The 23,001-nt window shown below is 63.5% G+C and carries 22 protein-coding genes; 17 read left to right on the top strand and 5 right to left on the bottom strand.

What is annotated here, in order from left to right:
* Positions 1-7: 7 nt before the first annotated feature.
* From HV675_RS01760 to HV675_RS01745, 4 genes are all read left to right on the top strand, one after another.
* A complete protein-coding gene (locus HV675_RS01760) occupies positions 8-1,090 on the top strand; it encodes an ABC transporter ATP-binding protein (protein WP_175109032.1) in 1,083 nt (360 codons plus the stop codon).
* A 108-nt stretch (positions 1,091-1,198) separates the two neighbouring features.
* Positions 1,199-2,071 carry a MurR/RpiR family transcriptional regulator gene (locus tag HV675_RS01755; RefSeq protein WP_175109031.1) on the top strand — a complete coding sequence of 291 codons (873 nt, stop codon included), beginning with the start codon at positions 1,199-1,201 and terminating at the stop codon, positions 2,069-2,071.
* Positions 2,072-2,304: 233 nt separating this feature from the next.
* On the top strand, positions 2,305-3,780 hold the full coding sequence (locus HV675_RS01750; RefSeq protein ID WP_175109030.1) for an NCS1 family nucleobase:cation symporter-1: 1,476 nt from the start codon (positions 2,305-2,307) through the stop codon (positions 3,778-3,780).
* A gap of 96 nt (positions 3,781-3,876) precedes the next feature.
* A complete protein-coding gene (locus HV675_RS01745) occupies positions 3,877-4,413 on the top strand; it encodes an RrF2 family transcriptional regulator (RefSeq protein WP_175109029.1) in 537 nt (178 codons plus the stop codon).
* A 20-nt stretch (positions 4,414-4,433) separates the two neighbouring features.
* Here HV675_RS01745 and HV675_RS01740 read toward each other — a convergent pair whose 3' ends face one another.
* Both HV675_RS01740 and HV675_RS01735 read right to left on the bottom strand, forming a co-directional pair.
* Positions 4,434-5,105 (bottom strand): FMN-dependent NADH-azoreductase, encoded by a 672-nt coding sequence (locus HV675_RS01740; protein ID WP_175109028.1) that lies wholly within the window; start codon positions 5,103-5,105, stop codon positions 4,434-4,436.
* 256 nt (positions 5,106-5,361) lie between these two features.
* Entirely contained in the window at positions 5,362-5,793 is a 432-nt protein-coding gene (locus tag HV675_RS01735; protein WP_175109207.1) for a cupin domain-containing protein, read from the bottom strand.
* Positions 5,794-6,090: 297 nt separating this feature from the next.
* On the opposite strand from HV675_RS01735, the gene HV675_RS01730 reads away from it, so the two are divergent.
* Entirely contained in the window at positions 6,091-7,314 is a 1,224-nt protein-coding gene (locus HV675_RS01730; RefSeq protein WP_175109027.1) for a YbfB/YjiJ family MFS transporter, read from the top strand.
* A 131-nt stretch (positions 7,315-7,445) separates the two neighbouring features.
* Here HV675_RS01730 and hmpA read toward each other — a convergent pair whose 3' ends face one another.
* Positions 7,446-8,627: an NO-inducible flavohemoprotein gene (hmpA, locus tag HV675_RS01725; RefSeq protein ID WP_175109026.1), complete on the bottom strand. Its 1,182-nt coding sequence runs from the start codon at positions 8,625-8,627 to the stop codon at positions 7,446-7,448.
* 159 nt (positions 8,628-8,786) lie between these two features.
* Between hmpA and norR the strand changes: the two genes are divergently transcribed.
* The 12 genes from norR to HV675_RS01665 all read left to right on the top strand — a co-directional run bounded on the left by norR (position 8,787) and on the right by HV675_RS01665 (position 21,380).
* Positions 8,787-10,355, top strand: coding sequence for a nitric oxide reductase transcriptional regulator NorR (norR, locus tag HV675_RS01720; RefSeq protein ID WP_246270054.1), 1,569 nt, complete (start codon positions 8,787-8,789; stop codon positions 10,353-10,355).
* A gap of 120 nt (positions 10,356-10,475) precedes the next feature.
* The gene (locus tag HV675_RS01715) at positions 10,476-10,913 is read left to right on the top strand and encodes a MarR family winged helix-turn-helix transcriptional regulator (RefSeq protein ID WP_175109024.1); all 438 of its coding nucleotides are present in this window, start codon (positions 10,476-10,478) and stop codon (positions 10,911-10,913) included.
* A gap of 138 nt (positions 10,914-11,051) precedes the next feature.
* Positions 11,052-11,489: a MarR family winged helix-turn-helix transcriptional regulator gene (locus HV675_RS01710; RefSeq protein WP_175109023.1), complete on the top strand. Its 438-nt coding sequence runs from the start codon at positions 11,052-11,054 to the stop codon at positions 11,487-11,489.
* Positions 11,490-11,525: 36 nt separating this feature from the next.
* On the top strand, positions 11,526-13,040 hold the full coding sequence (locus HV675_RS01705; protein WP_175109022.1) for an efflux transporter outer membrane subunit: 1,515 nt from the start codon (positions 11,526-11,528) through the stop codon (positions 13,038-13,040).
* Positions 13,041-13,107: 67 nt separating this feature from the next.
* Positions 13,108-14,433, top strand: a complete 1,326-nt coding sequence (locus HV675_RS01700; protein WP_175109021.1) for an HlyD/EmrA/EmrK family protein — start codon at positions 13,108-13,110, stop codon at positions 14,431-14,433.
* Between the two features lie 98 nt (positions 14,434-14,531).
* Positions 14,532-16,091 carry a DHA2 family efflux MFS transporter permease subunit gene (locus tag HV675_RS01695; protein WP_175109020.1) on the top strand — a complete coding sequence of 520 codons (1,560 nt, stop codon included), beginning with the start codon at positions 14,532-14,534 and terminating at the stop codon, positions 16,089-16,091.
* Between the two features lie 78 nt (positions 16,092-16,169).
* Positions 16,170-16,835, top strand: a complete 666-nt coding sequence (locus tag HV675_RS01690) for a MarC family protein (RefSeq protein ID WP_175109019.1) — start codon at positions 16,170-16,172, stop codon at positions 16,833-16,835.
* 162 nt (positions 16,836-16,997) lie between these two features.
* Positions 16,998-17,267: a hypothetical protein gene (locus HV675_RS01685; RefSeq protein WP_175109018.1), complete on the top strand. Its 270-nt coding sequence runs from the start codon at positions 16,998-17,000 to the stop codon at positions 17,265-17,267.
* Positions 17,268-17,404: 137 nt separating this feature from the next.
* Positions 17,405-18,163: a hypothetical protein gene (locus HV675_RS01680; RefSeq protein WP_175109017.1), complete on the top strand. Its 759-nt coding sequence runs from the start codon at positions 17,405-17,407 to the stop codon at positions 18,161-18,163.
* Between the two features lie 144 nt (positions 18,164-18,307).
* Positions 18,308-18,649 (top strand): hypothetical protein, encoded by a 342-nt coding sequence (locus tag HV675_RS01675; RefSeq protein WP_175109016.1) that lies wholly within the window; start codon positions 18,308-18,310, stop codon positions 18,647-18,649.
* 274 nt (positions 18,650-18,923) lie between these two features.
* Positions 18,924-20,237, top strand: a complete 1,314-nt coding sequence (locus HV675_RS01670; RefSeq protein WP_175109015.1) for an ATP-binding protein — start codon at positions 18,924-18,926, stop codon at positions 20,235-20,237.
* Between the two features lie 465 nt (positions 20,238-20,702).
* Positions 20,703-21,380, top strand: a complete 678-nt coding sequence (locus tag HV675_RS01665) for a response regulator transcription factor (RefSeq protein ID WP_175109014.1) — start codon at positions 20,703-20,705, stop codon at positions 21,378-21,380.
* Positions 21,381-21,396: 16 nt separating this feature from the next.
* Here the strand turns inward: HV675_RS01665 and HV675_RS01660 are convergent, their stop codons facing one another.
* On the bottom strand, positions 21,397-22,251 hold the full coding sequence (locus HV675_RS01660) for an alpha/beta fold hydrolase (protein WP_175109013.1): 855 nt from the start codon (positions 22,249-22,251) through the stop codon (positions 21,397-21,399).
* A 225-nt stretch (positions 22,252-22,476) separates the two neighbouring features.
* Complete coding sequence (locus HV675_RS01655; protein WP_175109012.1) at positions 22,477-22,926, bottom strand: GNAT family N-acetyltransferase; 450 nt, start codon at positions 22,924-22,926, stop codon at positions 22,477-22,479.
* Positions 22,927-23,001: the final 75 nt, after the last annotated feature.

Genomic DNA, 23,001 nt, shown 5'->3' with positions numbered 1-23,001 from the left:
GGACAGCATGGCAGCAGTGCAACTGAGCGGCATTTTCAAGCGTTACGGCGACACGCAGGTCGTGCACGGCATCGACCTGCATATCGACGATGGCGAATTCGTCGTGCTGGTCGGCCCGTCGGGCTGCGGCAAGAGCACGCTGATGCGGATGGTCGCCGGTCTCGAGGAAATCAGCGGCGGCGAGCTGACGATCGGCGGCACGCGCGCGAATGCGCTCGCGCCGCAGCAGCGCAACGTGTCGATGGTGTTTCAAAGCTACGCGCTGTATCCGCATCTGTCGGTGTACGACAACATCGCGTTCGGACCGCGCATCCGTAAGGAGTCCGCGTCGAACTTCAAGCCGCGTATCGAAGCGGCCGCGAAAATGCTGAATCTCAGCGGCTATCTGGACCGCCTGCCGCGCGCGCTGTCGGGCGGCCAGCGGCAGCGTGTCGCGATGGGCCGCGCGGTGGTGCGCGAGCCGTCGCTCTTTCTGTTCGACGAGCCGCTGTCGAACCTCGACGCGAAACTGCGCGTGCAGATGCGCACCGAGATCAAGGCGCTGCACCAGCGCTTGAAGAACACCGTGATCTACGTGACGCACGACCAGATCGAAGCGATGACGATGGCCGACCGGATCGTCGTGATGAACGCCGGGCGCATCGAACAGATCGGCCGCCCGCTCGAACTGTACGACCGGCCGGACAATCTGTTCGTCGCGAGCTTTCTCGGCTCGCCGTCGATGAATTTCGCCGAAGGCGAGGTGGTGGCCGGCGATGGCGGTCTGGCGCTGCTGCTGGCCGACGGCCTGCGTATTGCGTTGACCGGCACGCCGGCCAGTCAGACGCTGCAGCCGGGCGCGAAGGTCACGCTCGGCGTGCGGCCCGAGCATATAGAAACCGGCGCGGCGCAGGACGGCATGCCGATGACGATCGACGTGGTCGAGCCGACCGGCGCGGAAACGCACCTGTACGGCAAGATCGGCGGCAACCCGTGGTGCGTGACGTCGCGCGAGCGCGCATCGGTCGAGCCTGGCCAGCGCGTGTCGTTGCGGCTGCCGGCCGAACATCGGCATCTGTTCGACACCGGGAGCGGACGCAGGCTCGCATAACCGCGTGCACCCCGTTGCGCGGCGACGCCGCGCGCGAGGCTTTGTCCGTTGCTGTCGCGCCGGCCCGCGGCGCGGATTGCTGACCTTGAACCCTAGAGGAATACCCGGGTGTCCGCAGCAAACCTGATTCCACACATCCGCGACGCGCTGCCGTCGCTGCGCCCCGCTGAACGCAAGGTTGCCGACATGGTGCTGGCGGATGTCGACTTCGCGATGCGGGCGAGCATCACCGAGATCGCGCAGCGTGCGGACGTGTCCGAGCCGTCGGTCACGCGCTTTTGCCGCGCGGTCGGCGCACATGGGCTGCGCGACTTCAAGATGCGGCTTGCGCAAAGTGTGGCGGGCGGCATGCCGTACGCGTCCGAGGCGGTCGGACGCAACGATGACATCCTGACCTTGTTCGACAAGGTCGGCGACGTGGCAATCGAAGCGATCAGCCATGCGCGCAGCGCGCTCGACCCGGTTGCGGTCGAAGCGGCGCTCGCGGCGCTGACGAGCGCGCGGCGCGTTTACTTCTTTGGGGTCGGCGCGGGTTCGGGGCTGGTCGCGCAGGACGCGGCATTGCGTTTGCTGCGCCTCGACGTCGCCGCGAGCGCGTTCACCGATGCGCATCTGCAACGCCTGTACGCGGGCCTGATGGAACCCGGCGATGTCGCGTTCGCGATCTCGCATTCCGGACGCAGCGTCGAAGTGAACGAAAGCATGCAGATCGCGAAAGAGCGCGGCGCAACGACGATCGCGCTGACCAATGTCGGTTCGCGGCTCGCGTGGCTCGTCGATATACCGCTGCTGTTGCGTGCACCGAACGCGGTCGAGCCGCACACGCCGGGCGTGTCGCGTCTCGTGCATCTGTGTGTGGTCGACGCGCTCGCCATCGGCATTGCATTGCGTCTCGAACCGAAGACGCTCGAGAAGGTGCGCGAGGCGGGCGCGCGCGTGTCGCACGAACCGGAAGCGGCCGGCGACGATCGTCAGACGTGACGCGGGTGACGCAGGCGGTCAGCTGAACGCTTGCGCCGGCGCGCGTGCAAAGACTTTTTTGTCGACTGGACAAGCGCTTGCGTTATTAAAACAATCTATATTGCAAGCATAAATACGATTCCCCCGACGCGATCCCACGCTTGCGCCGCATCCGCGGACCGCGCGATGGCACGAGGCAACGCCGTGCATCTCTCTCGCAGCTAACCGGTCGTCAACCCTAAAAGGGGGAAGCCATGTCCACGTCACCACTCTACGACGGCGACGCGCCGCACGGAATCGATGGGACCACTGAACAAGCCGATGCGCGGCTGCACAACCGCGACCTCGCGCCGGTGCCGCACGATAAGCGAACATGGACCGGCTACAGCATCTTCGCGATGTGGATGTCCGATGTGCACAGCGTCGGCGGCTATACCTTCGCCGCCAGTCTGTTTCTGCTCGGCATCTCTGGCTGGCAGGTGCTGATCGCGCTCGCGATCGGCATTCTGATCGTCTATGTGTTGATGAACTGGGTCGGCAAGCCGAGTTACGTGCACGGCATTCCGTTTCCGGTGATGGCGCGCGTCAGCATGGGCGTAATGGGCGCCAACCTCGCCGCGGTGATTCGCGGCGTGGTCGGCATCGTCTGGTATGGCGTGCAAACCTATTTCGCGTCGAAAGCCGTTGCCACGCTGCTGGTGCTGTTCATTCCCGCGTCCGCGTCGCTCACGCAAGTGAGCTTCATGCGGCTCGACGGCTTGGGCTGGGTCAGCTTTCTCTTCATGTGGATCTTCCAGCTGATCATTTTTCAGCGCGGCATGGATACGATCCGCAAGTTCATCGACTTTTGCGGTCCCGCGGTCTATGTGGTGATGTTTGTGCTGATGGCGTGGATTCTGTCGCAGGCGGGGCTCGGCAGCCTGAGCCTGACGCTGGGCGGCAAGGCATTGACCGGCGGCGAACAGCTTGCTTCGATGGGCAACGCGATTCTGCTGGTGGTCAGCTATTTTGCCGCGCTGCTGCTGAATTTCGGCGACTTCTCGCGCTTTGCAAAAAGCGAGCAGCAGATGAAAGTGGGTAACTTTCTGGGCTTGCCGGTGAATTTCATCGTATTCGCGATCATCACGGTGATTGTCACGTCGGGCAGCGCGACCGTGTTCGGCCAGATGATCATGGACCCGGTCGCGATTGTCGCGCACATCCAGAACAAGGTGGCGGTGGTGATCGGCAGCGTGACGTTTATCGTCGCGACAATGGGCATCAATATCGTCGCCAATTTCGTGTCGCCCGCGTATGACATCGCGAACCTCTTTCCGAAGCATGTGAACTTCAAGCGCGGCGGACTGATCGCGTCCATTCTCGCGGTGCTGGTCTGCCCGTGGATTTTTGTCGACAGCGCGAAGGCGATCACGATTTTCGTCAGCGTGTTCGGCGCGGTGCTCGCGCCGCTCTACGGCGTCATGATGGCCGATTTCTATCTCGTCAAGAAGCAGCAGGTGCAGACCGCCGAGCTCTATTCGATGTCGCCGAAGGGGCGCTTTTACTATGACGGCGGCTGGAACAGGATGGGCGTCATCGCGCTCGTCGTCTCGGGCTGCATTTCGATCGGCTGGGAGTTGTGCACGCAAATGCTGCATGTATTGCCCGAGAACAACTTCGGCTGGCTGATCGGCGCGATTACCGGCGCCGTAGCGTATGTCGCGTTGATGCGCGCGGCTAGACGTGTTTAGGCTGGCCGGGCGGTTCCGGTTCGTAAAAGGCTGGTGGGTTGCGCGGCTGGCCAAAACGCGGTAGCCTGACTCCGATATCTGAAGTCGGAGTGGCGCATGGCGCACATCAGCACAGGAGTCGAGTACGGGTTGCATTGCCTGCTTCATCTGACGGAGCAGGGAGGCGTACGCGAAGCGAGCGTCAGAGACCTCGCCGAATTGCAGGGTGTACCGGTCGATTATCTGGCGAAACTGTTTACCAAACTGCACAAGGCCGGCCTCGTCATTGCGACAGAAGGTGCGAAAGGTGGTTTTGCACTGGCGCGGTCCGCCGAGCAGATTTCGGTGCTCGACGTCGTGCTCGCCATCGACGGCGACAAACGGCTGTTCGAATGCCAGGAGGTGCGCGAGCGCTGCGCGGTGTTCGACGAAGAGCCGCCTGGCTGGGCAACGAGCGGTGTGTGTACGATCCACTCGGTGATGCAGCAGGCCGAAAAGCGGATGCGCGAGTCGCTCGCGTCGCAGTCGCTCGCCGAGATGGCGGTGCGGGTATCGGCGAAAGCGCCGCGCGGGTTCGGTCCGCAGGTGGTCAAGTGGATCGAAGGCCGCGCCGCGGGCAGGCGGCGCGACCGCAGCGGGGCCGGTTCAAACTGACGCGTGCGACTTCTGTCTTGTTACGCGGCTTCGAGCACGTCCGCAGCAAGCCGCGCCTGTTCCCAGGCTGCCCATTCGGCGGCCACCTCGACGAGTTCTTCCTGCGCGCGCACCAGCGCGGCCGCACGCGCTTCCTGATCGGCGAATTGCAACGGCTGCGCATCGACAAAACGCGGCTCGACTACACCGATAAAGCTGAACGACGCCTTGAGCGCGGGCGTGAGCGCATCCATCGACGAGAACGGATTGCCGGGGCGCAGGTCAGCGCCGCGCGTCGTCACGAATAAAGTTTTCTGGCGCGAGAATTGGCCGACGTATTGGCCATGCGCATTTTTCCGGTACGTCAGGTCGGTGCGCGTGATGTTGTCGATAAAGGCCTTGAAGACGGACGGCATCGACCAGTTGTACATCGGCATCGCAAACAGGAACGCATCCGCTTCGAAAAGACGCTTGCACAGCGCATCCGACGCCGCGAGTCTCGCTTTCATGGCCGGCGTGCGCTCGCTTTCCGCGCGGTACGTTGCCACCGCGAACTCCAGATCGACATGCCGGGGCGTATCGACCGTGACGTCCAGGTAATCCACTTCCACCTCGACGCCTTGCGCCCGCAGGTTCCCGATAAAGAAACGCGCCAGTGCGCGCGAATTGGATGTTTCGCGCTTTGCGCTCGCATCGACGTGGAACAGCTTCATGATGGCTCTCCGATATGCAAACCTGAACGTGCCGTTCACCGCAATTCGCGGCAAACCGCGGACCTATTTCTTTTAACTACGACTTACGAAATCGTAGTTGCAGAGTAGAGGATCAGGTGGCGTTGCGCAAGCACGGGTTGGTTGTTCCCGGCGAGACACAGTGTTCTGTTGCCGTGCGCAATGTCGGGCCGCACGCACGCGCGTGACGGAGCCGGCTGTACGTTGGTACAGCCGGCTTCGCGAGCCGTCCGGCGGCTTACTTCTTGTCCGGGATCACGAGGTCTTTGTCGTTGTCGTCGGCAACGAAAATTGCCAGCAGCTTCGCGGGTTTCGTCTTGCTCGCGTTCTCGCTGACCGTGTGATGGTCGCCCGGCGCTTCGGTCCACGATTCCCCGGCGTGGTAGACGTGTGGCTCGCCGCCGTTGACGCCGCTGCGAATTTCGCCCTGCAGGACGTAGGCCACCACGAATGCTTCGCCGTGCCGATGGGACATGGATTTGCCGCCGGGCGCGTAGGTGACCACTAAAGCCGTCATCGTTTTGCCGGGCACGTTGGCGACGGGCGTCCTGAATGCCGGCTGAATCGACTCTTGCGCGCCGTCACCGCCATGTGCGTGAGCAGCGGGTGACCATGCGAGAACGGCGAACGACGCAACAGCGGCGGCAAAAACAGCCTTCGTGGATTTCATCGGAATCTCCTTAAGGGGGTGGATGGCGCGATCAGGCAGAAAGACGGAAAACGGCCGCGAAGCACCATGCAAAACGGCTAGAAAAACGTTTCGAACTGCGACTTACGAAATCGTAGTTCGAAGACTAGACCTCTTTTGAGCGTTTTTCAAGAGCCGCCAGGAACAGATATTTTCTGAAAAAGCCCCTAATCATCTTTGACCAAGATGACTAAGATGCGCGTCTGATGCGCTGTTCGAACACGTCGGCGTAGTCCGTCCCTTTCCGCAGATCCATGCGGATCCACCCGGAAACCATCAATGTCTACCGATATATCGACGACCATGCCGATTGCCGACCGCCGCAACTCCGCGTGGCGCTACATTTTCGCGGGCTTATGCGCCAGTCTCGTCAGCATCGGGCTTGCGCGCTTCGCGTACACGCCGCTGCTGCCATCGCTGATTCAGGCGCACTGGTTCGCCACGTCCGATGTCGTCTACCTGGGCGCGGCAAACCTGATGGGCTATCTGATCGGCGCGATCGCGGGACGCCCGCTCGCGCGCCGTCTGACCAACGCCCATACGCTGCGCGCGATGATGCTGCTCGTCACGGCCGCATTTTTTGCCTGCGGATTCCCCGTTTCGGTCGCGTGGTTTTTCGTCTGGCGACTGCTTTCCGGCGTGGCCGGCGGCGCGGTAATGGTGCTGGTGGCCGCGACGGTCATGCCGCACGTGCCGGGCGAGCGCAAGGGCCTCGTGAGCGGCGCGCTATTTCTGGGGCTCGGACTCGGCATTGCCGCTTCCGGCACACTGATTCCGCCGCTGATGAAGCTCGGCTTGAGTCAGACGTGGATCGGCCTCGGCGTGCTGTCGGCGCTGCTGACCGCGGCGACCTGGTTCGCCTGGCCTTCGGCGCGCGCGCATGCCGCGGTGGTGCAAACGCACGCGCAGGCTGACGTGCCGCATCAGCCTGCAAGCGCCGGCGTGCGCATGCTGTACATGCAATATGCGGTGATGGCGTTCGGCATCGTGCCGACCATGGTGTTTCTCGTCGACTTCGTCGCGCGCGAGCTGGGCGCGGGCACGCACGTCGGTGCGCTGGTCTGGACCTTGTACGGGGTCGGCGCGATCGCCGGTCCGCCGTTGTACGGCTGGCTTGCCGACCGCCTCGGCGGCGTGCGCGGAATGCGCGTGGTGATGCTCGCGCAGGCCGTTTTCGCGGCCCTGCTGGCAATGTCGGGCAACCGTATCGCGATTGGCGCGCTGGCCGTGCTGATCGGCAGCTTTCCGCCCGGCATCGTGCCGATGATGCTGGCTCGCGTGCATGAAGTGATACCCGGCAATCATGCGCGGCAGAATATCGTATGGAGCCGTCTGACAATCGTATTTGCGGCGTTTCAGGCGGCCGCGGGCTACATCTGTTCGTCGATTTTCAACGGCAGCGGCGGGAACCATCGCACGCTGTTCGTCATCGCCGCGGCGGCTTTCTTCGTCTGCGTGTTCGCGGATCTGCTGGGCTCGCGGTTCGCGCGCAAGGCGATCTGACACGTACAAAACCCGCTCCCGCGCGCCGCACAGCGGCTGGAACAGCGGTCACGGGTCAAACTTCGACAGGGAGCGAGCCGCTGGCGGTTGCGATCAGATCACCCACCGCCAGCGGCGCACAGACCGAACGTTCAATCAAGCGCGGAAGCCGGCCCGAAGAACTCATAGCGCGCTTGCGCCGCCGGCACGCCGAGCGTGTTCAGATGCTTCTTGACCGCCTTCATGAACGACTTCGGCCCAAGAAAATACACGTCGACGTCTTGCGTCGCCGGCATCCATTCGCGCAGCCGCGCTTCGTCGAGATAGCCGGTCGCGTCGTGCGAGAGGTCTTCCGCACGCGGCTTTTCGTACACATAGAAGCGTTTCAGTTGCGGATGTCGCGCGGCGAGATCGTCGATGAAATGGCGGAACGCATGCACGCCGCCGTGGCGCGCCGCGTGAATGAAGTGCACCGGCCGGGACGTCTTCAGCGCCACGCGCAGCATCGCAAGCGTCGGCGTAATGCCGACACCGCCGCTGATCAGCACGAGCGGCCTGGTGCTGTCCTGCAGCGTGAAGTCACCGGACGGCGCGAACACATCGAGCGTGTCTTCTTCGATCACGTGGTCGTGCAGGTAATTCGACACCTTGCCGTCAGGTTCGCGTTTCACGCTGATCCGATACTCGAGTCCATTCGCGGCTGCGGAGAGCGAATAGTTGCGGCGCACCTCCACGCCGTCAATCGTGACGCGCAGCGCAATGAACTGGCCCGGCTCGAAGTCGAGCAGATCGCCGTCGTCCGCGGGACGCAGATAGAACGACGTAATCTCATCGCTTTCGCGCACCTTGCGCGTGACCGTGAACTTGCGCGTGCCGCGCCAGCCGCCCTTCGCGTTTTCCTTGGTCGCATACACGCTTTCCTCGAGGCCGATCAAAAGCTCGGCGAGCTGGCCGTAAGCGGCGCCCCACGCTTCAATCACCGCATCGGTCGCGATCTCCGGCCCAAGCACCTCGCGGATCGCTCGCAGCAGACAGGCGCCGACGATCGGATAATGTTGCGGCAGGATATTCAGCGACACGTGCTTGTTGACGATTTGCGAAACGAGACCGCCCAGCTGTTCGAGCTGATCGATATGGCGCGCGTACATCAACACGCCGTTCGCCAGCGCGCGAGCCTGGTCGCCGTTGGCTTGGTGTGTCTGATTGAAAAGCGGACGCACTTCCGGATGCTCGTCGAGCATCGTTTTGTAGAAGTGGCTGATAAGCCCTTCGCCGCCGCTTTCGAGCAGCGGAATGGTGGCCTTGACGATGGTGCGATGTTCGGCTGACAGCATGAAACGACCTCGTTGAAAGAGAGTGGCTAAACGTCCGCAAGCGGACCCGCGCTCTGATAGGCATAGATCAGGCCAGCTTTGATCTGCAGTAAAATCAGTGCTTTACGAATAAAAGAAGTTGATATGACACGAGTCAAATCGACTGCTGACGAAGTCGGAATGACTGCGTCGCACGTGCTCGATGCGTTGATCCCGCTAGTCCAGGACCTGTCCCGTGACCTGTCCGACGGCGAGCGCTATCGGCGTTTGCTGACTACGTTGCGCGAACTCTTTCCCGGCGACGCCGCCGCGCTCTTGCGGCTCGAAGGCGACATGCTGGTGCCGCTCGCCATCGACGGGCTCAGCAGCGACACGCTGGGCCGGCGCTTTCGCATCAGCGACCATCCGCGTTTCGTCGCGCTGCTCGCGCGGCGCGATCCCACCCGCTTTCCTGCCGATTCAGGCTTGCCGGATCCGTACGACGGTCTCGTGCAAGGCGTGAGCGGCGACCTGGAAGTGCACGATTGCCTCGGCTGTCCGCTCTATATCAACGGGCGCCCGTGGGGCTTGCTGACACTCGACGCACTCGACCCGGCGCGCTTCGATCGTCTCGACATGCACCTTCTGCAAGCATTCCTGAGTCTTGCTGCTGCCACAGTCAGTGTGGCCGAGCGCATCGATACGCTCGCGCGCAATACCGAAGAGGAACGCCAGCGAGCCGAAGCCTACCGCCAGGCGAGCGGACCGAGAAGCCGCGAGATGATCGGTAGCAGTGCCGCACATCAGCAATTGCTCGACGAAATCCGCACGGTCGCTAACAGTGATCTGACAGTGCTGATCACCGGCGAGACGGGCGTCGGTAAAGAACTCGTGGCCAATGCGATACACGCGGGTTCGCCGCGCGCTTACAAGGCGCTGATCAGCCTGAACTGCGCGGCGCTGCCCGATACGCTCGTTGAAAGCGAACTGTTTGGCCATGTGCGCGGCGCGTTTTCCGGTGCATCGTCGGACCGGCGCGGCAAGTTCGAGCTTGCCGACGGCGGTACGCTGCTGCTCGACGAAGTCGGCGAGTTGCCGCTCGCTGTGCAGGCGAAACTGCTTCGCGTGCTGCAAAACGGGCAACTGCAGCGCATCGGATCCGACAGCGAGCACAAGGTCGATGTGCGGCTGATCGCGGCAACCAACCGCGATCTCGCCGAAGAAGTGCGCGCCGGCCGGTTTCGCGCGGACCTGTATCACCGGTTGAGTGTCTACCCGCTGCGTGTGCCGCCGTTGCGCGAGCGCGCACGCGACGTGTTGCTGCTGGCCGGCTTTTTCCTCGAAGAGAATCGTGCTCGTCTCGGGCTGCTAAGCATCCGGCTCGCGAGCGATGCGCAGGCGGCGCTGCTCGCGTACCGCTGGCCGGGCAATGTGCGCGAGCTCGAGCACATGATCGGCCGCAGCGCGTTCAAGGCGCTGTCGCGGCACCGCGAGCGGCCGCGCATCCTGACGCTGACCGCGCTCGACCTCGGCATTTCGACCGCGCCCGCCATGGTCGCGGCGTCACGCGCAGCCGAACCGGGTGAACCGGACGGCAAGGACGGCGCGCAAGCATCCGAAGACTTTCGCAGTTCGGTCATCGCGTTCGAGCGCTCGCTCGTGTCCGAGGCGCTGGAGCGGCACGACAACAATTGGGCGGCGGTCGCGCGCGCGCTCGGCATGGACCGGGCAAATCTGAACCGGCTCGCGAAGCGGCTCGGGTTGAAGTAGCGGACGCAGGTATTCCCGCTGTGGCGGCCGCGTCGCCGGCGCGCCTCGTGTGGCAGGAACCGATTTGGTAGTATCTGATCTGTCAGCCAGACCGGCGTTCGTCCATGGAGGGAGATTCCCGTGCGGCACTACACGAAAGAGAATTTCAGTCTGATGGACAGCGTCGGCTTTGCGATTAACAAGGCGCGCAACCTGATCATCATGGAAATGGATGCGGCGCTGAAGGAAGTCGATATCTCGAGCCAGCAAATGGGCATTCTGCTGTTGCTGAAGCAGCAAACCGCGAGTACACCGTTCGAGCTGTCGAAGACGCTTGGCACCGACACGGGCCTGATGACCCGCATGCTCGACAAGCTCGAAGCCAAAGGATTGATCGTGCGCTCGCGCGACGCGCAAGACCGGCGCGTCGTCAATCTGACGTTGACCGGTAGCGGCCGGGCCGTGGCGGCACGGCTTCCCGAAATCGCACCGGCCGTGCTGAATGAACGTCTGAAGAAATTCACGAAGACCGAAGTCGAAGAATTGCGCCGTCTGCTGCGCAAGTTCGTAGCCGACTGAGCGGCTTTGCGACCGCGCGTCTAACACACCACATTTTCCCCATTAGATTCAAATCCTGAACAGCACAGTTCAGGAAATTGGCTGTTGAACATATCTGACACATCAGCTATTGTTCCGGCAGTGAATGAGGAGTCAGAGATGTCTTTCTATACGCGAGACAACTATCGTCAAGCCGAGAGCGTCGGGTTCGTGCTCAACAAGGCGCGCAACGTGCTGATTGGGGATCTGGACGCGGCGCTGAAGGAGTTGCAGATCAAGGCGCAGCACATCGGCATCCTGATGTCGCTGCTGCGCGGGACGGAGAGCCGGCCGGCGGGACTGGCGCGCTATCTCGGCATGGATACCGGCCTGATGACGCGTATGCTCGACCGGCTCGAAGCGCTCGGCTTGCTGGTGCGCTCACGCGATACCGTGGACCGCAGGGTCGTCAATCTGCAGCTTACCGCCGCGGGACGCGAGGCGGCGCTGCGCATCACGGAGGTCGCGCCGCATGTGCTCAACGCACGGCTGCGAAGCTTCTCGAAAGCGGAATTCGACGAGTTGCACCGTCTGTTGAACAAGCTGATCAGCGGCTGAGCCGTTTTTTTACCCATATATCTGATAGGTCAGAAAATGAGCAGTCAATCAAAAGCGACGGGTCATGCGGTTCGTGGACTGAAAGCCGGCATCTCGGTAATGTGCGCGGCGGTTTTGTCCGCGTGCGTGAACTATGCGGGCATTCACAGCGACCAGCAGATCGCCCAGCCGCAGCACTATGCGACGCAACAGAGCGTGCCGGCCCAAGGCGGCCGCTGGCCGGCGCCCGACTGGGCGGATCAGTTCGGCGACGCGCAACTCAAAGCGCTGATCGACGAGGCGCTGCGCGGCAGTCCGACGATCGACCAGGCGCGCGCTCGGGTGGCTTCCGCAGCGGCGTATAGCGAAACAGCAAAGGCCGCGACGCTGCCGCATGCGGACGCGAGCTATTCGTACACCCGCGAACAGTATTCGGGCACGGCGCTCGTGCCGCCGCCGGTCGCGGGCACCTGGCAGTCGGAGAACAAGGGCGTGCTGAGCGCGTCGTACGAACTCGACCTGTGGGGCAAGAATCGTGAGGCGCTCAGGGCTGCGCTGTCGCAGTTGCAGGCAAGCGAAGCCGATGCGCAAGTCGTTCAATTGACGCTGACGACGGCCGTCGCGCGCACGTACAACCAGTTGGCGCGGCTCTACGTATTGCGCGATATCGCGCAGCAGGAAATCGCGCAGCGTGAACAGATCGATCGCCTGACCGCAGGGCGGATTGCGACAGGCCTCGATACCGAAGTCGAACGCAAGACCGCGCAGGCGAATCTCGCGACAAGCCGCGCGGCGCTCAAGGCGATCGACGGCTCCATCGTTACGACGCGCTATCAGATTGCCGCGTTGCTCGGCGCCGGTCCGGACCGCGGCCTCGCGATTGCACGGCCTGAACTCGGCGTGGGCGACGAAGTGCGGCTGCCGGACAACTTGCCGGCAGACCTGGTGGGCCGCCGGCCGGATATCGTCGCGGCACGCTGGCGTGTCGATGCGCTGACGCATGAGGTGAAATCGGCGAAGGCCGAGTTCTACCCTGATATCAACCTGAGCGCGGCAATCGGTCTCGACGCGTTCGGTTTCGGCCGCTTTCTGACCGCGGCAAGCCGCACCGTTTCCGCAGGCCCGGCGATCCACCTGCCGATCTTCGACGCCGGTGAGTTGCGAGCGCAACTAAAAGGGCGGTACGCGGAATTCGACTATGCGGTCGCAACCTACAACCAGACGCTCGTGACCGCGCTGAGCGAAGTGGCGACGCAACTGGCGGATATCCGCTCAACCGATGGGCAGCTGATTGACGCGCAAACCGCGCAAAGCGCTGCCCGCCGTGCGGACGAACTGGCGCTGACGCAATACAAGGCCGGCCTGACGAACCAGCTGACGGTGCTCAACGCGGACACGAACGCGTTGTCCGCGGACCAGGCCGTCGCCAACCTGCTGATGAACCGGCGCGACCAGCAGATCGCGCTCGCCGCCGCGTTGGGCGGCGGCTATACGGACGCGTCGGACGCAGCGGCCACCGCAGCCACGGCCGCTACCGCTGATGCCGCGTCTGCTTCGATCGCGGCGCGTTAAAGCACATTGCGGCACATCAGCCACATGCACACGCAACACAAGAACAAGCCAGTCCTGGAGAATTGAAATGAGCGAAATGGATACCCCGACGCAGACGAAATCCGCGCCAGCCAGCGGTGCAGCCCCGGCGGCGCCGCAGAAATCTCAACCGGAACCGCAAGCGCGCAAGCGCAAGGCCCTGCTCGCGCTGCTCGGCGCAACGGTCGTCGTGGCGGGCGCCGCCTATGGCGCGTACTACGAGACCTACGCACGCTTTTACGAGTCCACCGACGATGCGTATGTGAGCGGCAATCTCGTTCAACTGACGCCGCAAGTAACGGGCACGGTCATCGCGGTCAACGCCGACGACACGCAGGTCGTCAAGCAAGGCGATCCGGTCGTTACGCTCGACGCGGCCGATGCGAAGGTCGCGCTCGGCAACGCGGAAGCGACGCTCGCGCAAACCGTGCGGCAAGTCAGCAGCCTCTACGTGAACAACGACTACTACAACGCGACGGTCGCGCAGCGCGAGTCCGACCTTGCGCGTGCAACCAGCGATTTGCGGCGCCGCCAGGCGGTCGCGGATACCGGCGCGGTGTCCGCCGAAGATGTCGCACATGCGCGCGATGCGGTCGCCGCTGCGCAGGCCGCGCTCGATGCGGCGCGGCAGCAGGCCCAGGCCAACCGTGCGCTGACCGATCGCACCACGGTCGCGGACCATCCGAACGTGCAGGCTGCCGCCTCGAAAGTACGCGACGCGTACCTCGCGTATGCGCGCAACACGCTGCCCGCGCCGGTGACCGGCTATGTCGCGCGCCGCTCGGTGCAGGTTGGCCAGCGCGTCGCGCCGGGCACACCGTTGATGGCGATCGTGCCGCTCGATGGCGTGTGGGTCGATGCCAATTACAAGGAAAGCCAGTTGTCGCGTATGCGCATCGGCCAGCCGGTGACGCTGAGCGCGGACGTCTATGGCAGCGGTGTCAAGTATCACGGGCGCGTGGTCGGATTCTCGGCGGGGACGGGCGCCGCGTTCGCCGTGCTGCCCGCGCAGAACGCCACCGGCAACTGGATCAAGGTTGTGCAGCGCTTGCCGGTGCGCATCCAGCTCGATCAGCGCGAACTCGACGCGCGCCCGTTGCGCGTCGGACTGTCGATGCAGGTCGACGTCGACACGCACGACGATTCCGGCGGCCAACTGGGCGCGGCGCTCAACACGACCTATCGGACCGATGTATTCGCCGGGTACGGCGCGCAGGCCGATGCGGAAATCGCGCGAATCATCGCGCAGAACACAGTGCAACAGGGCGCGGTGGCATCCGTCGCTGCGAAACAAAGCCGTCCGGCGGGCGCAGAAGCCGGCGCCATCGCCGCAAAGACCGTTGCACGGCGCGTTCCGCCACAACCGGCCGGTTGAACCGAGTCGAACGACCTGACGCGCTTTTTTTTAAGCCCCTATATCTGACGGGTCAAATTGTATCCGTCAACTGACCCTAAACCAAAGGAACGGAGAACATGAACACTTCGACGAATCGCGCCGGTCCGCCGCCGCTTTCCGGCGGAAAGCTGGTGCTCGCGACGCTGGCAGTCGCCCTTGCGACGTTCATGAATGTGCTCGACTCGTCGATTGCGAACGTCGCGATTCCGACGATTTCCGGCAACCTCGGCGTGTCGGTCGACGAAGGCACATGGGTGATCACATTGTTTTCCGCCGCAAACGCGGTGGCGATTCCGCTCACCGGTTGGCTCACGCAGCGCGTCGGCCAGATCAAGCTGTTTGTCGGCGCGATTCTGCTGTTTGTGCTGTCGTCGTGGCTGTGCGGCATTGCGCCCAATCTTGTCGTGCTGCTCGCGGCCCGCGTGCTGCAGGGTGCGGTGGCGGGCCCGCTGATTCCGCTGTCGCAGGCAATTCTGCTCGCGTCGTATCCGAAGGAAAAAAGCTCGAGTGCGCTCGCGCTCTGGGCGATGACGGCGACGGTCGGTCCGATCGCCGGCCCGGCGCTCGGCGGCTGGATTACCGACAGCTATTCGTGGTCGTGGATTTTCTATATCAACATTCCGGTCGGCCTGTTCGCGGCCGGTGTGACGTGGATGATCTACCGCGATCGCGAAACGCCGGCGCGACGCCTGCCGATCGATAAGGTCGGTCTGCTCGCGCTGATCGGATGGGTCGCATCGCTGCAAATCCTGCTCGACAAGGGCAAGGATCTCGACTGGTTCAATTCGCCGGTGATCTGCGCGCTGGCTGTCGTCGCCGCGATCAGCTTTCTGTTTTTCATGATCTGGGAATTGACGGAAAAGAACCCGGTGGTCGACCTTCGGCTGTTCGCGACGCAGAACTTCCGCGGCGGCACGATCGCGATTTCGGTCGCGTATGCAGTGTTCTTTTCGAACCTGGTGATTCTGCCGCAATGGATCCAGGCCTACCTGAACTACCGCTCGGTCGACGCGGGCCTGGTGACCGCGCCGCTCGGCATCTTCGCGGTGCTGCTCGCGCCGGTGATGGCGCGCATCATGCCGAAATCGGATGCACGGGTGCTGGCGACCATGGCGTTCGTCGGCTACGCGATCGTATTCTTCATGCGCTCGAATTACACGACCGGCGTCGACGCATGGACGCTCGTGTTGCCGACGCTGCTGCAAGGCGTTCCGACCGCGCTGTTCTTCGTACCGCTGACGGCGATCATCCTGTCGGGTCTGCCGCCCGAGCGGATACCGGCGGCCGCCGGCCTGTCGAACTTCGTGCGCGTATTCGCGGGCGGCGTGGGCACGTCGCTCGCGACGACCGGCTGGAATAATCGCACGATCCTGCATCACGCACGGCTCGTCGAGCAGTCGAGCATCGACAATCCGACCTTTACCGGCGCGATCGACACAGTGCATACGACGCTCGGCGGCAGCAGCGGCCAGGCGCTGGCATTCTTCGAGCAGTCGTTGAATGCACAGGCCGCGATGTTGGGGCTGAACGATATTTTCTGGCTGTCGGCGGTCATCTTCATCGTCATTATTCCGCTCATCTGGATGACGAAGCCGGGCAAGGGCGGCGCGGGCGGGGCGGCGTCTGGCGCGCATTGACCTTGCCACACCGGCGCGAGGCGGGTAAAAAGGCGGTCGAGGCGCAGCCCGCGCGCGAAACCGATGGACGTCCGGCCCATGCTGAACGAACTGATCAAAACCATTCTCCTGCTGGTGACGGGCCTGTTCCCGATCATCAATCCGCCGGCGACCGCCTTTATCACGTTGACGATGGTTCCGCATGCGACGCAGGCGGAACGCGCCGAACTGGCCACGCGGATTGCGTTCAACAGTCTCTTTATCCTGCTCGGTTCGTTGTCGATCGGCGCGTACGTGCTGTCGTTCTTCGGCATCTCGGTGCCGGTGTTGCGTGTTGCGGGCGGCCTCGTGATCGCGGCAGCCGGCTGGGGCCTGCTGCAGGCGCCGACCGACGACGACGCCGGGCAGGACGCGCCGCCGGCCCGCATCGAGCACGGCGCATCGCTGCGCGCCAAAGCGTTCTACCCGTTGACGCTGCCGATCACCGTCGGCCCCGGCGCGATCTCGGTGGCCATCGCGTTGGGCACGGGCTCGCCGAAAGCGGGGCTGCAGCCGGTTCACTGGATCGGCGTCGGCATCGCGCTGCTCATTCTGTGCGCGAGCATTTATGTGTGCGTGCGATTCGCGGGGCACCTCGAAAAACTGCTCGGCGCGGTCGGCGTGCAGGTCGCGATGCGGCTGCTCGCGTTCGTGCTGTTGTGCATCGGCGTGCAGATCGCGTGGCTCGGACTGGCCGACCTCATCGGGTCGGTGCATTTCGGGTAGCCAGGCCAGGCCGCGACGGACCGCGGTGCGACGGTGAGGCCGGGCGGCGGCCGCTCGCGACAGGCTGGCGCCGTCCTCATTCTTCGCTCATTGTGAGCGTCCACAATGTTCTCCATCAACCGGTGCAGCCAAACGGCCGCACCGATGTTCGAGGAGAACAACATGAAAGGGATTCGCCACCTGCTGCTCGCCGCCGCCCTGACCGGCGGCATGATCGGTGTTGCGCAAGCGCACGTATTCGTCGGGGTCGGCATCGCGCCGGTCATGCCCGTCGTGCCGGTCGTTCCCGTGCCCGTGTATGCGCCGCCGCCTCCGCCTGTCTACTACGCGCCACCGCCGCCGGTGTACGTAGGTCCGCCGGTCGTTGCCGGCTACTACGGGTATCCGTACGGGTGGCATCGTCATTACTACGCATACGGCTACTGGCGTTGATGCGTAACGGATCGCTTGTCCGGATCAGCATCGCGCCGGCCGGCCGTCTCCACGCTTAACGCGTGGCGGCCGGCCGGCACGCGTGACGACAATCGGCAAAAAACGCTGCACACTCCGGATATTCCGGAGACAGCCCTATGAAAACAATCGCCGTCAGCGCCGCGCTGTGCGCTTCTCTCGTTGCATGCAGCAGCAGCCCGCTCCCGCCTGCGTCGCAGGCCACCCCGGTATTGCAGTCTTCGGCGGGCATCTATACGGGCCCGTTGTCCACACAACAGAAACTGACGCTGCTCACGAAGCTCGACGGCAGCGCGTATCTCTTCTATCGATCGCCTTCGACTGCACGTGCGGCGGTCGATGACGTCGTCGTGGTCCGCAACGCGCGGCAATCAAAAGACGGCAAGTTCGAAAGCAGCCAGGCAACCCGTTACCGTCTCGTTCAGCCGCGTAAAGCGACGCCGGTCCAGGTCGACATCGACTTTTCGCGCGCACCGGCGGTGAGCGGCTTTGTCGCGGTGCCGGGCGACAGCGCGGACAACGTGGCCTTCAGCGCAAACCCGGCCCAGATATTGGGCGAACCGCCGACGCTTGCATCGGTTGCGGGCCTGTTCAGCGGCACCGCGAGTTCGCTGCAGGGCGCCTCCGGCGCGCAAGTCACGGTGACGGGAAGCGGGCTTCTTGCCGGCATGACGGCAAACGGCTGCGAGTTTCGCGGCTCGCTGACACCCAGTAGCGGCCTGACCGCATACGACGTGTCGGTGACATACGGCGGCGCGCCGTGTATCGATGCGAACGCAACGGTATCGGGCAGCGCGGTGCTCGACGAATCGCAACTGCTGGTGGCGCTGCCGAGGCCCGATCGTTCGGATGTCTTTGTTTTCAGCGGCGCTCGCTGAGGCCATCGCGGTACGCGCGCGCATGGCGGCATCGGGCAACCGGAGCGTACTCATTTTTCGCTAATTCTCCCCAGCTACGATGGTTTCCGTGGGAAGACACAACGCCTGAACCACACACCATCAAAACACCTGGAGGGAATTACCATGAAATCGCTGATCCAAGCTGTTGCCGTTGCCGCCGCTCTTGCGTTGCCGGTCGCCTGCTTTGCGCAGTCCGCACCGCAAGCACCTCAAACCGCATCTCAGTCCGCCCAGCAGCCGGCCGATTCCAACGACTATGTGCAAGTCGTGGAGATCGAGGAAATCACCTACGCGCCTGCCGCCGATCAAGGCCAGCCCGCTGCCGCGCCCGCGCAAACGAATGCGACGCAACCGGCCAAGGCCGACGGTTATGGCGGTGTCGTGAGCGGCACCTCGAAGTCCGGCGCCGCCGCGTTCAATCCGGCCAACGATGTCGGCATGAACTCGATCTATCTGCATCACTAAGCCGTGTGGTCGCCGTCCCGATGCGGCCGGCGATCGATTCGCATCGCAAGCCTGAACAAGGGCGCGCAGCACACGCTGCGCGCCCTTGTCGTTTCAGCGGTCGAGGCCGCGCTTGTGCGGCGTGCCGTGCTATAGCGGTGGAGTAGAATCGACTCGCAAAAAAAGGCCTCTTCGACAGGCTTCTTCCATCGCTTTGCGACCGGCCGGATCCGGCCTTCGGCTTCCGGATGGACTCGGGCGTCTTCATCAACGTCATTCTGTCGCCGCGCCGCTTATGATCAGATCCCTCAGAACCCAACTCGTCCTTGCGTTGTGCGCGGTCGTCAGCGTGGTCGGCATCGTGCAGGGCATCAGCTCCTATCAGCTTTCCAAAGCAGGCATGAACGCGCTGCTCGATCTGCGTCTCGAGCAGGTTGCGAGCCGCCTGCGCGGCCCGCTCGGCGACGCGCTTCCGAGCATCCCCGCGCGCGGCTCGCAGCCGGCTCGCGACATCGTCATCACCATCTGGCGTGACGATCTCGAAACGCCGTACCGCTCCACCGAGCCGTCGTTGCCGCTGCCGCGCGAAGCGGCGCCCGGCTTCAGCTCGACGATGGTGAACGGTGAGCAGTGGCGCATCTATACGCTGCGCGAAGCGCCGAAGGTCATTCAGGTCGCGCAGCGCTCGTCGGTGCGCCACGAACTGTCGGAGGAGGCCGCGGTGAACACGCTCTGGCCGATTCTGGTGCTGGTGCCGCTCGTCTGCGCGGCGGTTCTGCTGGTGGTGCGCTTCTCGTTTCGCCAGTTGAACCGGCTCGGTTCGGAAGTGCAGGCGGTCGACGCCGCGCATCTGCAAGCGCTGCCGACTGCCGGCGTGCCGATCGAACTGCGCCCGTTTATCGATTCGATCAACCGCATGATCGAACGCCTCGCGCGTTCGATCGAAACCGAACGCAAGTTCATTTCCGATGCGGCGCACGAGCTGCGCACCCCGCTGACCGCGCTGCAACTGCAGGCCGACAATTTGCAGCGCGATATCGTGGCGGGCAATCAGGAGCGCTTTCAGGAGCTGCGCCGCGGCATCGCGCGCAGCGGCAGCATGATCGCGCAATTGCTGCGCCTTGCGCGGGCCGATGCGTCGCTGCAGCGCGAAGCGGTGACGCAGGTCGATGTGTCGGAAGTTGTCGTCGCGGCGGTCGCCGAGGTGCTGCCGATCGCAATGAAGCGCGATATCGATATCGGCGCGGAAGAAATGGCAAGCGCGAAGGTGCGGGCGATCGAGGCCGATCTCGGCATCGCCGTGCGCAATCTCGTCAGCAACGCGATTCGCTATACGCCGGATGGCGGCAAGGTCGATTTGCGCACGGAAGTGCGCGGCAATATGGTCTGGATTGAAGTGATCGACACCGGCCCGGGCATCGCGGAAGAACTGTTGCCGCGCGTCTTCGACCGCTTTTTCCGTGCGAATACGGAAATCGAAGGCAGCGGCCTCGGCCTCTCGATCGTGAAGGCGATCGTCGCCAAGTACGGCGGTTCCGCGTCGCTGAGAAATCGCGACGACGGCAAAACGGGAATCGTCGCATCGATTGGCTTCAGGCTTTCCGACTAGCCGCGTAGCGCGCGAGCCGTCGTGCTCATTTGCAGCTCATTCTGCGCACGTACTATCGAATCGTCTCCCGAGGACAGGCCTGCGATACATCACGCTTCCCGCTGATCCGCATCTCCGGCCCCTCTGATTCTGGCTCGGCGATCGGTGTACGCCAGAATCATTCGGCCGACCGCGCTTGCGGTCGGCCTTTTTTTGCACGGAGCGCCGCGCCGCGCAGCGTGAACGGTTGCGAATGCCGCGCAATCTGGTGGTACGCGCAACGAAATCAACGTGCGCTATTTCCGTTGTCCTGAGCGGTCGCGAGTCGGCTATTATTCCGATACCCGGCGTCGGCGGTCATTCGCTTTGCTCTATTCACCCGCGCCGGTGGGCTACGGCCTGGCTCGAAACCGGTTCGCCGACCGGTTTTCATGGCCCTCGCGCCGCAGATCGACACCCCTGTTTCTGTCGCCGTGACACGAAATCATGCGAGTGCTACTGATTGAAGACGACCTGCAGATCGGACAAAGCCTGCTGCGAGCATTGAAGGACGCGGATTACAGCGTCGATTGGGTGCGCGACGGCGTGGCCGGCTGCGCGGCGATCGAGGCCGCCGAATATACGGTCGTGCTGCTGGATCTCGGCTTGCCCGGCATGAGCGGCATCGACCTGCTGAAAACCTGCCGCTCGAAGGGCAACCCGGTCCCCGTGCTGATCCTGACGGCGCGCGACGATCTCGACGCGCGCGTGCAAGGGCTCGATCTCGGCGCGGACGACTACATGCTCAAGCCGTTCCAGGTGCCGGAACTGCTCGCGAGAATCCGTGCGGTGATCCGGCGCAAGGCAGGCTATGCGGTTTCGCGTCTGGGCGACGATACGCTGAGCCTCGACCTCGACAAGCGCACGCTGAGTTGCAACGGCGTGACGTCAGTGTTGTCGGCTCGCGAATTCGCGTTGATGCTCGCGTTCCTCGAGCGGCCCGGCACGATTCTCTCCCGCGAGCAACTCGAGGACCGCCTGTACGGCTGGGGCAAAGAGGTGGAAAGCAACGCCGTCGACGTGCTGATCCATTCCGTACGCAAGAAATTCGGCGTATCGGTGATACGCAACGTGCGCGGGCTCGGCTGGACCGTGATGCTGAACGACGCTGCCGCGAAAAGTTGACGGGGCGCGCGCGACGTTACTGCGTCGCAAACGAACTGATCGTGCGCGCGAGCGCGGCCGGGTATTGATACATCATCGCGTGACCGGCCGCATCGACGAGCAGCAGGCGCGCATTCGGCAGCAACTGCTTCAACGCCTGGGCGTTCTTCTGCACGACGACCGTATCGTCGTTGCCGCTCATCACGAGCGTTGGCGTTTGCACGGCGCGCAGCGCCTGTCCGGCGTGATCGTTCGCTTCCCAGCTGCGCAGCGCTTCGGTTTGTCCCGCGGTTACCGCGCTGGAAATCGGGTGCTTGCCGTAATCGGCTGGCCTGAACATGTCCTTGGTGAAACAGCGCTCGGCCTCGTCGACATCCGCGGCGGGAAACAGCACGCCCATCACGTCGCGCAGCGTCACGCCGGGCTTGCCGGACAGCGCCGCTTCCACTTGCGGCGAGACCGGCGTGCCGAAACTGCCGGGCGCCGGCGCGCTGAGCAGGACCATCTTGCCGACCGACGCGGGCGAATCGATTGCCAGTTGCTGGACGATCGCGCCACCCATCGACCAGCCGACCACGACCGGATGCCGCACATGCAGCGTGTCGATCAGCGCGGCGGTGTCGCGTGCCATATCTTCGATCGTGAACGTTTGAGCGTTCGGCTCCGATCGGCCCACGCCGCGATTGTCGAACACGATCACATCATGATGCTTCGCGAGTTCGGTGAGAAAGCCTGCATCCCATTCGGTCAGCGTTGAGCGAAAGCCCGTCACCAGCACGAGCGGACTGCCGGTGCCGAGCCTGTAGTAAGCGATCGGGCCGCGCGGCGTGTCGGCAATCTGCTCTACCGCGCTGGCCGCGATGCCGGCCTGGGGATCCGTCGTCTTGCACATAGGTTCCGGTGAAAAACGTTGAGTGTCGGCATGTGCGGCAATTGCGGACAAACCGCAAAGCGAAACGACGAGCCCAATGGCAAGTTTTTGACGGATATTCATTTGACGCCTTCGTGCTTTAGACATGGGATTGCGTGGGTCACGCACACGTCGATAACCATTTTATCGACCGGAAATGAGGCGTAAATTAAATCGTGCTTGAGGTTTGCCTGCAAAAAGCGCGTGTCATGGATCGCATGTCATATTGAGTTCGATGGGTGTTTCCGCAGCCACCCGGAAGCCTGAACGTTCATACAATCTCAACGCCGGATTGCCGCGCAGCACGCTGAGCGTGACGGCAACGCCGGCTCGATGCGCTTGTGCGAGTAGGTCGCGAATGACGCCGGCGCCGATGCCCCGGCCTTGCCAGGCGGGTAGTAGTTGGATCTGCTGAATGCGCCAGACGGAATCCGAGCGAACCACCTTCAACAGGCCGATGCGCCGGCTATCGCAACAGATGATCTGCGCCACGTCGAAGTTCGAGCGCACGCGAAGCCGGTGCGACTCAGCGTCGGTCGGTTCGCCCATGCGTTCGAGGTGCCCGGTCATTGTGCACTCGCGCAATTCGATCAGAAAGGGTTCATCGTCCGGCGTGGCGGCGCGCAAGCGGATCGCAGTGTTGACGGCGTCATGCATGGCGTCGGTTCCGGCTCGGCCTGGCTTGAAGCACGATTCCATTTCCAATTGTTTCAGGCGTGATATTTAGAAAGA

The organism is Paraburkholderia solisilvae, assembly GCF_902859875.1.
In the GTDB taxonomy this organism is placed as follows: domain Bacteria; phylum Pseudomonadota; class Gammaproteobacteria; order Burkholderiales; family Burkholderiaceae; genus Paraburkholderia; species Paraburkholderia solisilvae.
Note: the sequence above shows the minus strand (reverse complement) of the source record. Positions and strands in the feature narration are given on the sequence as shown.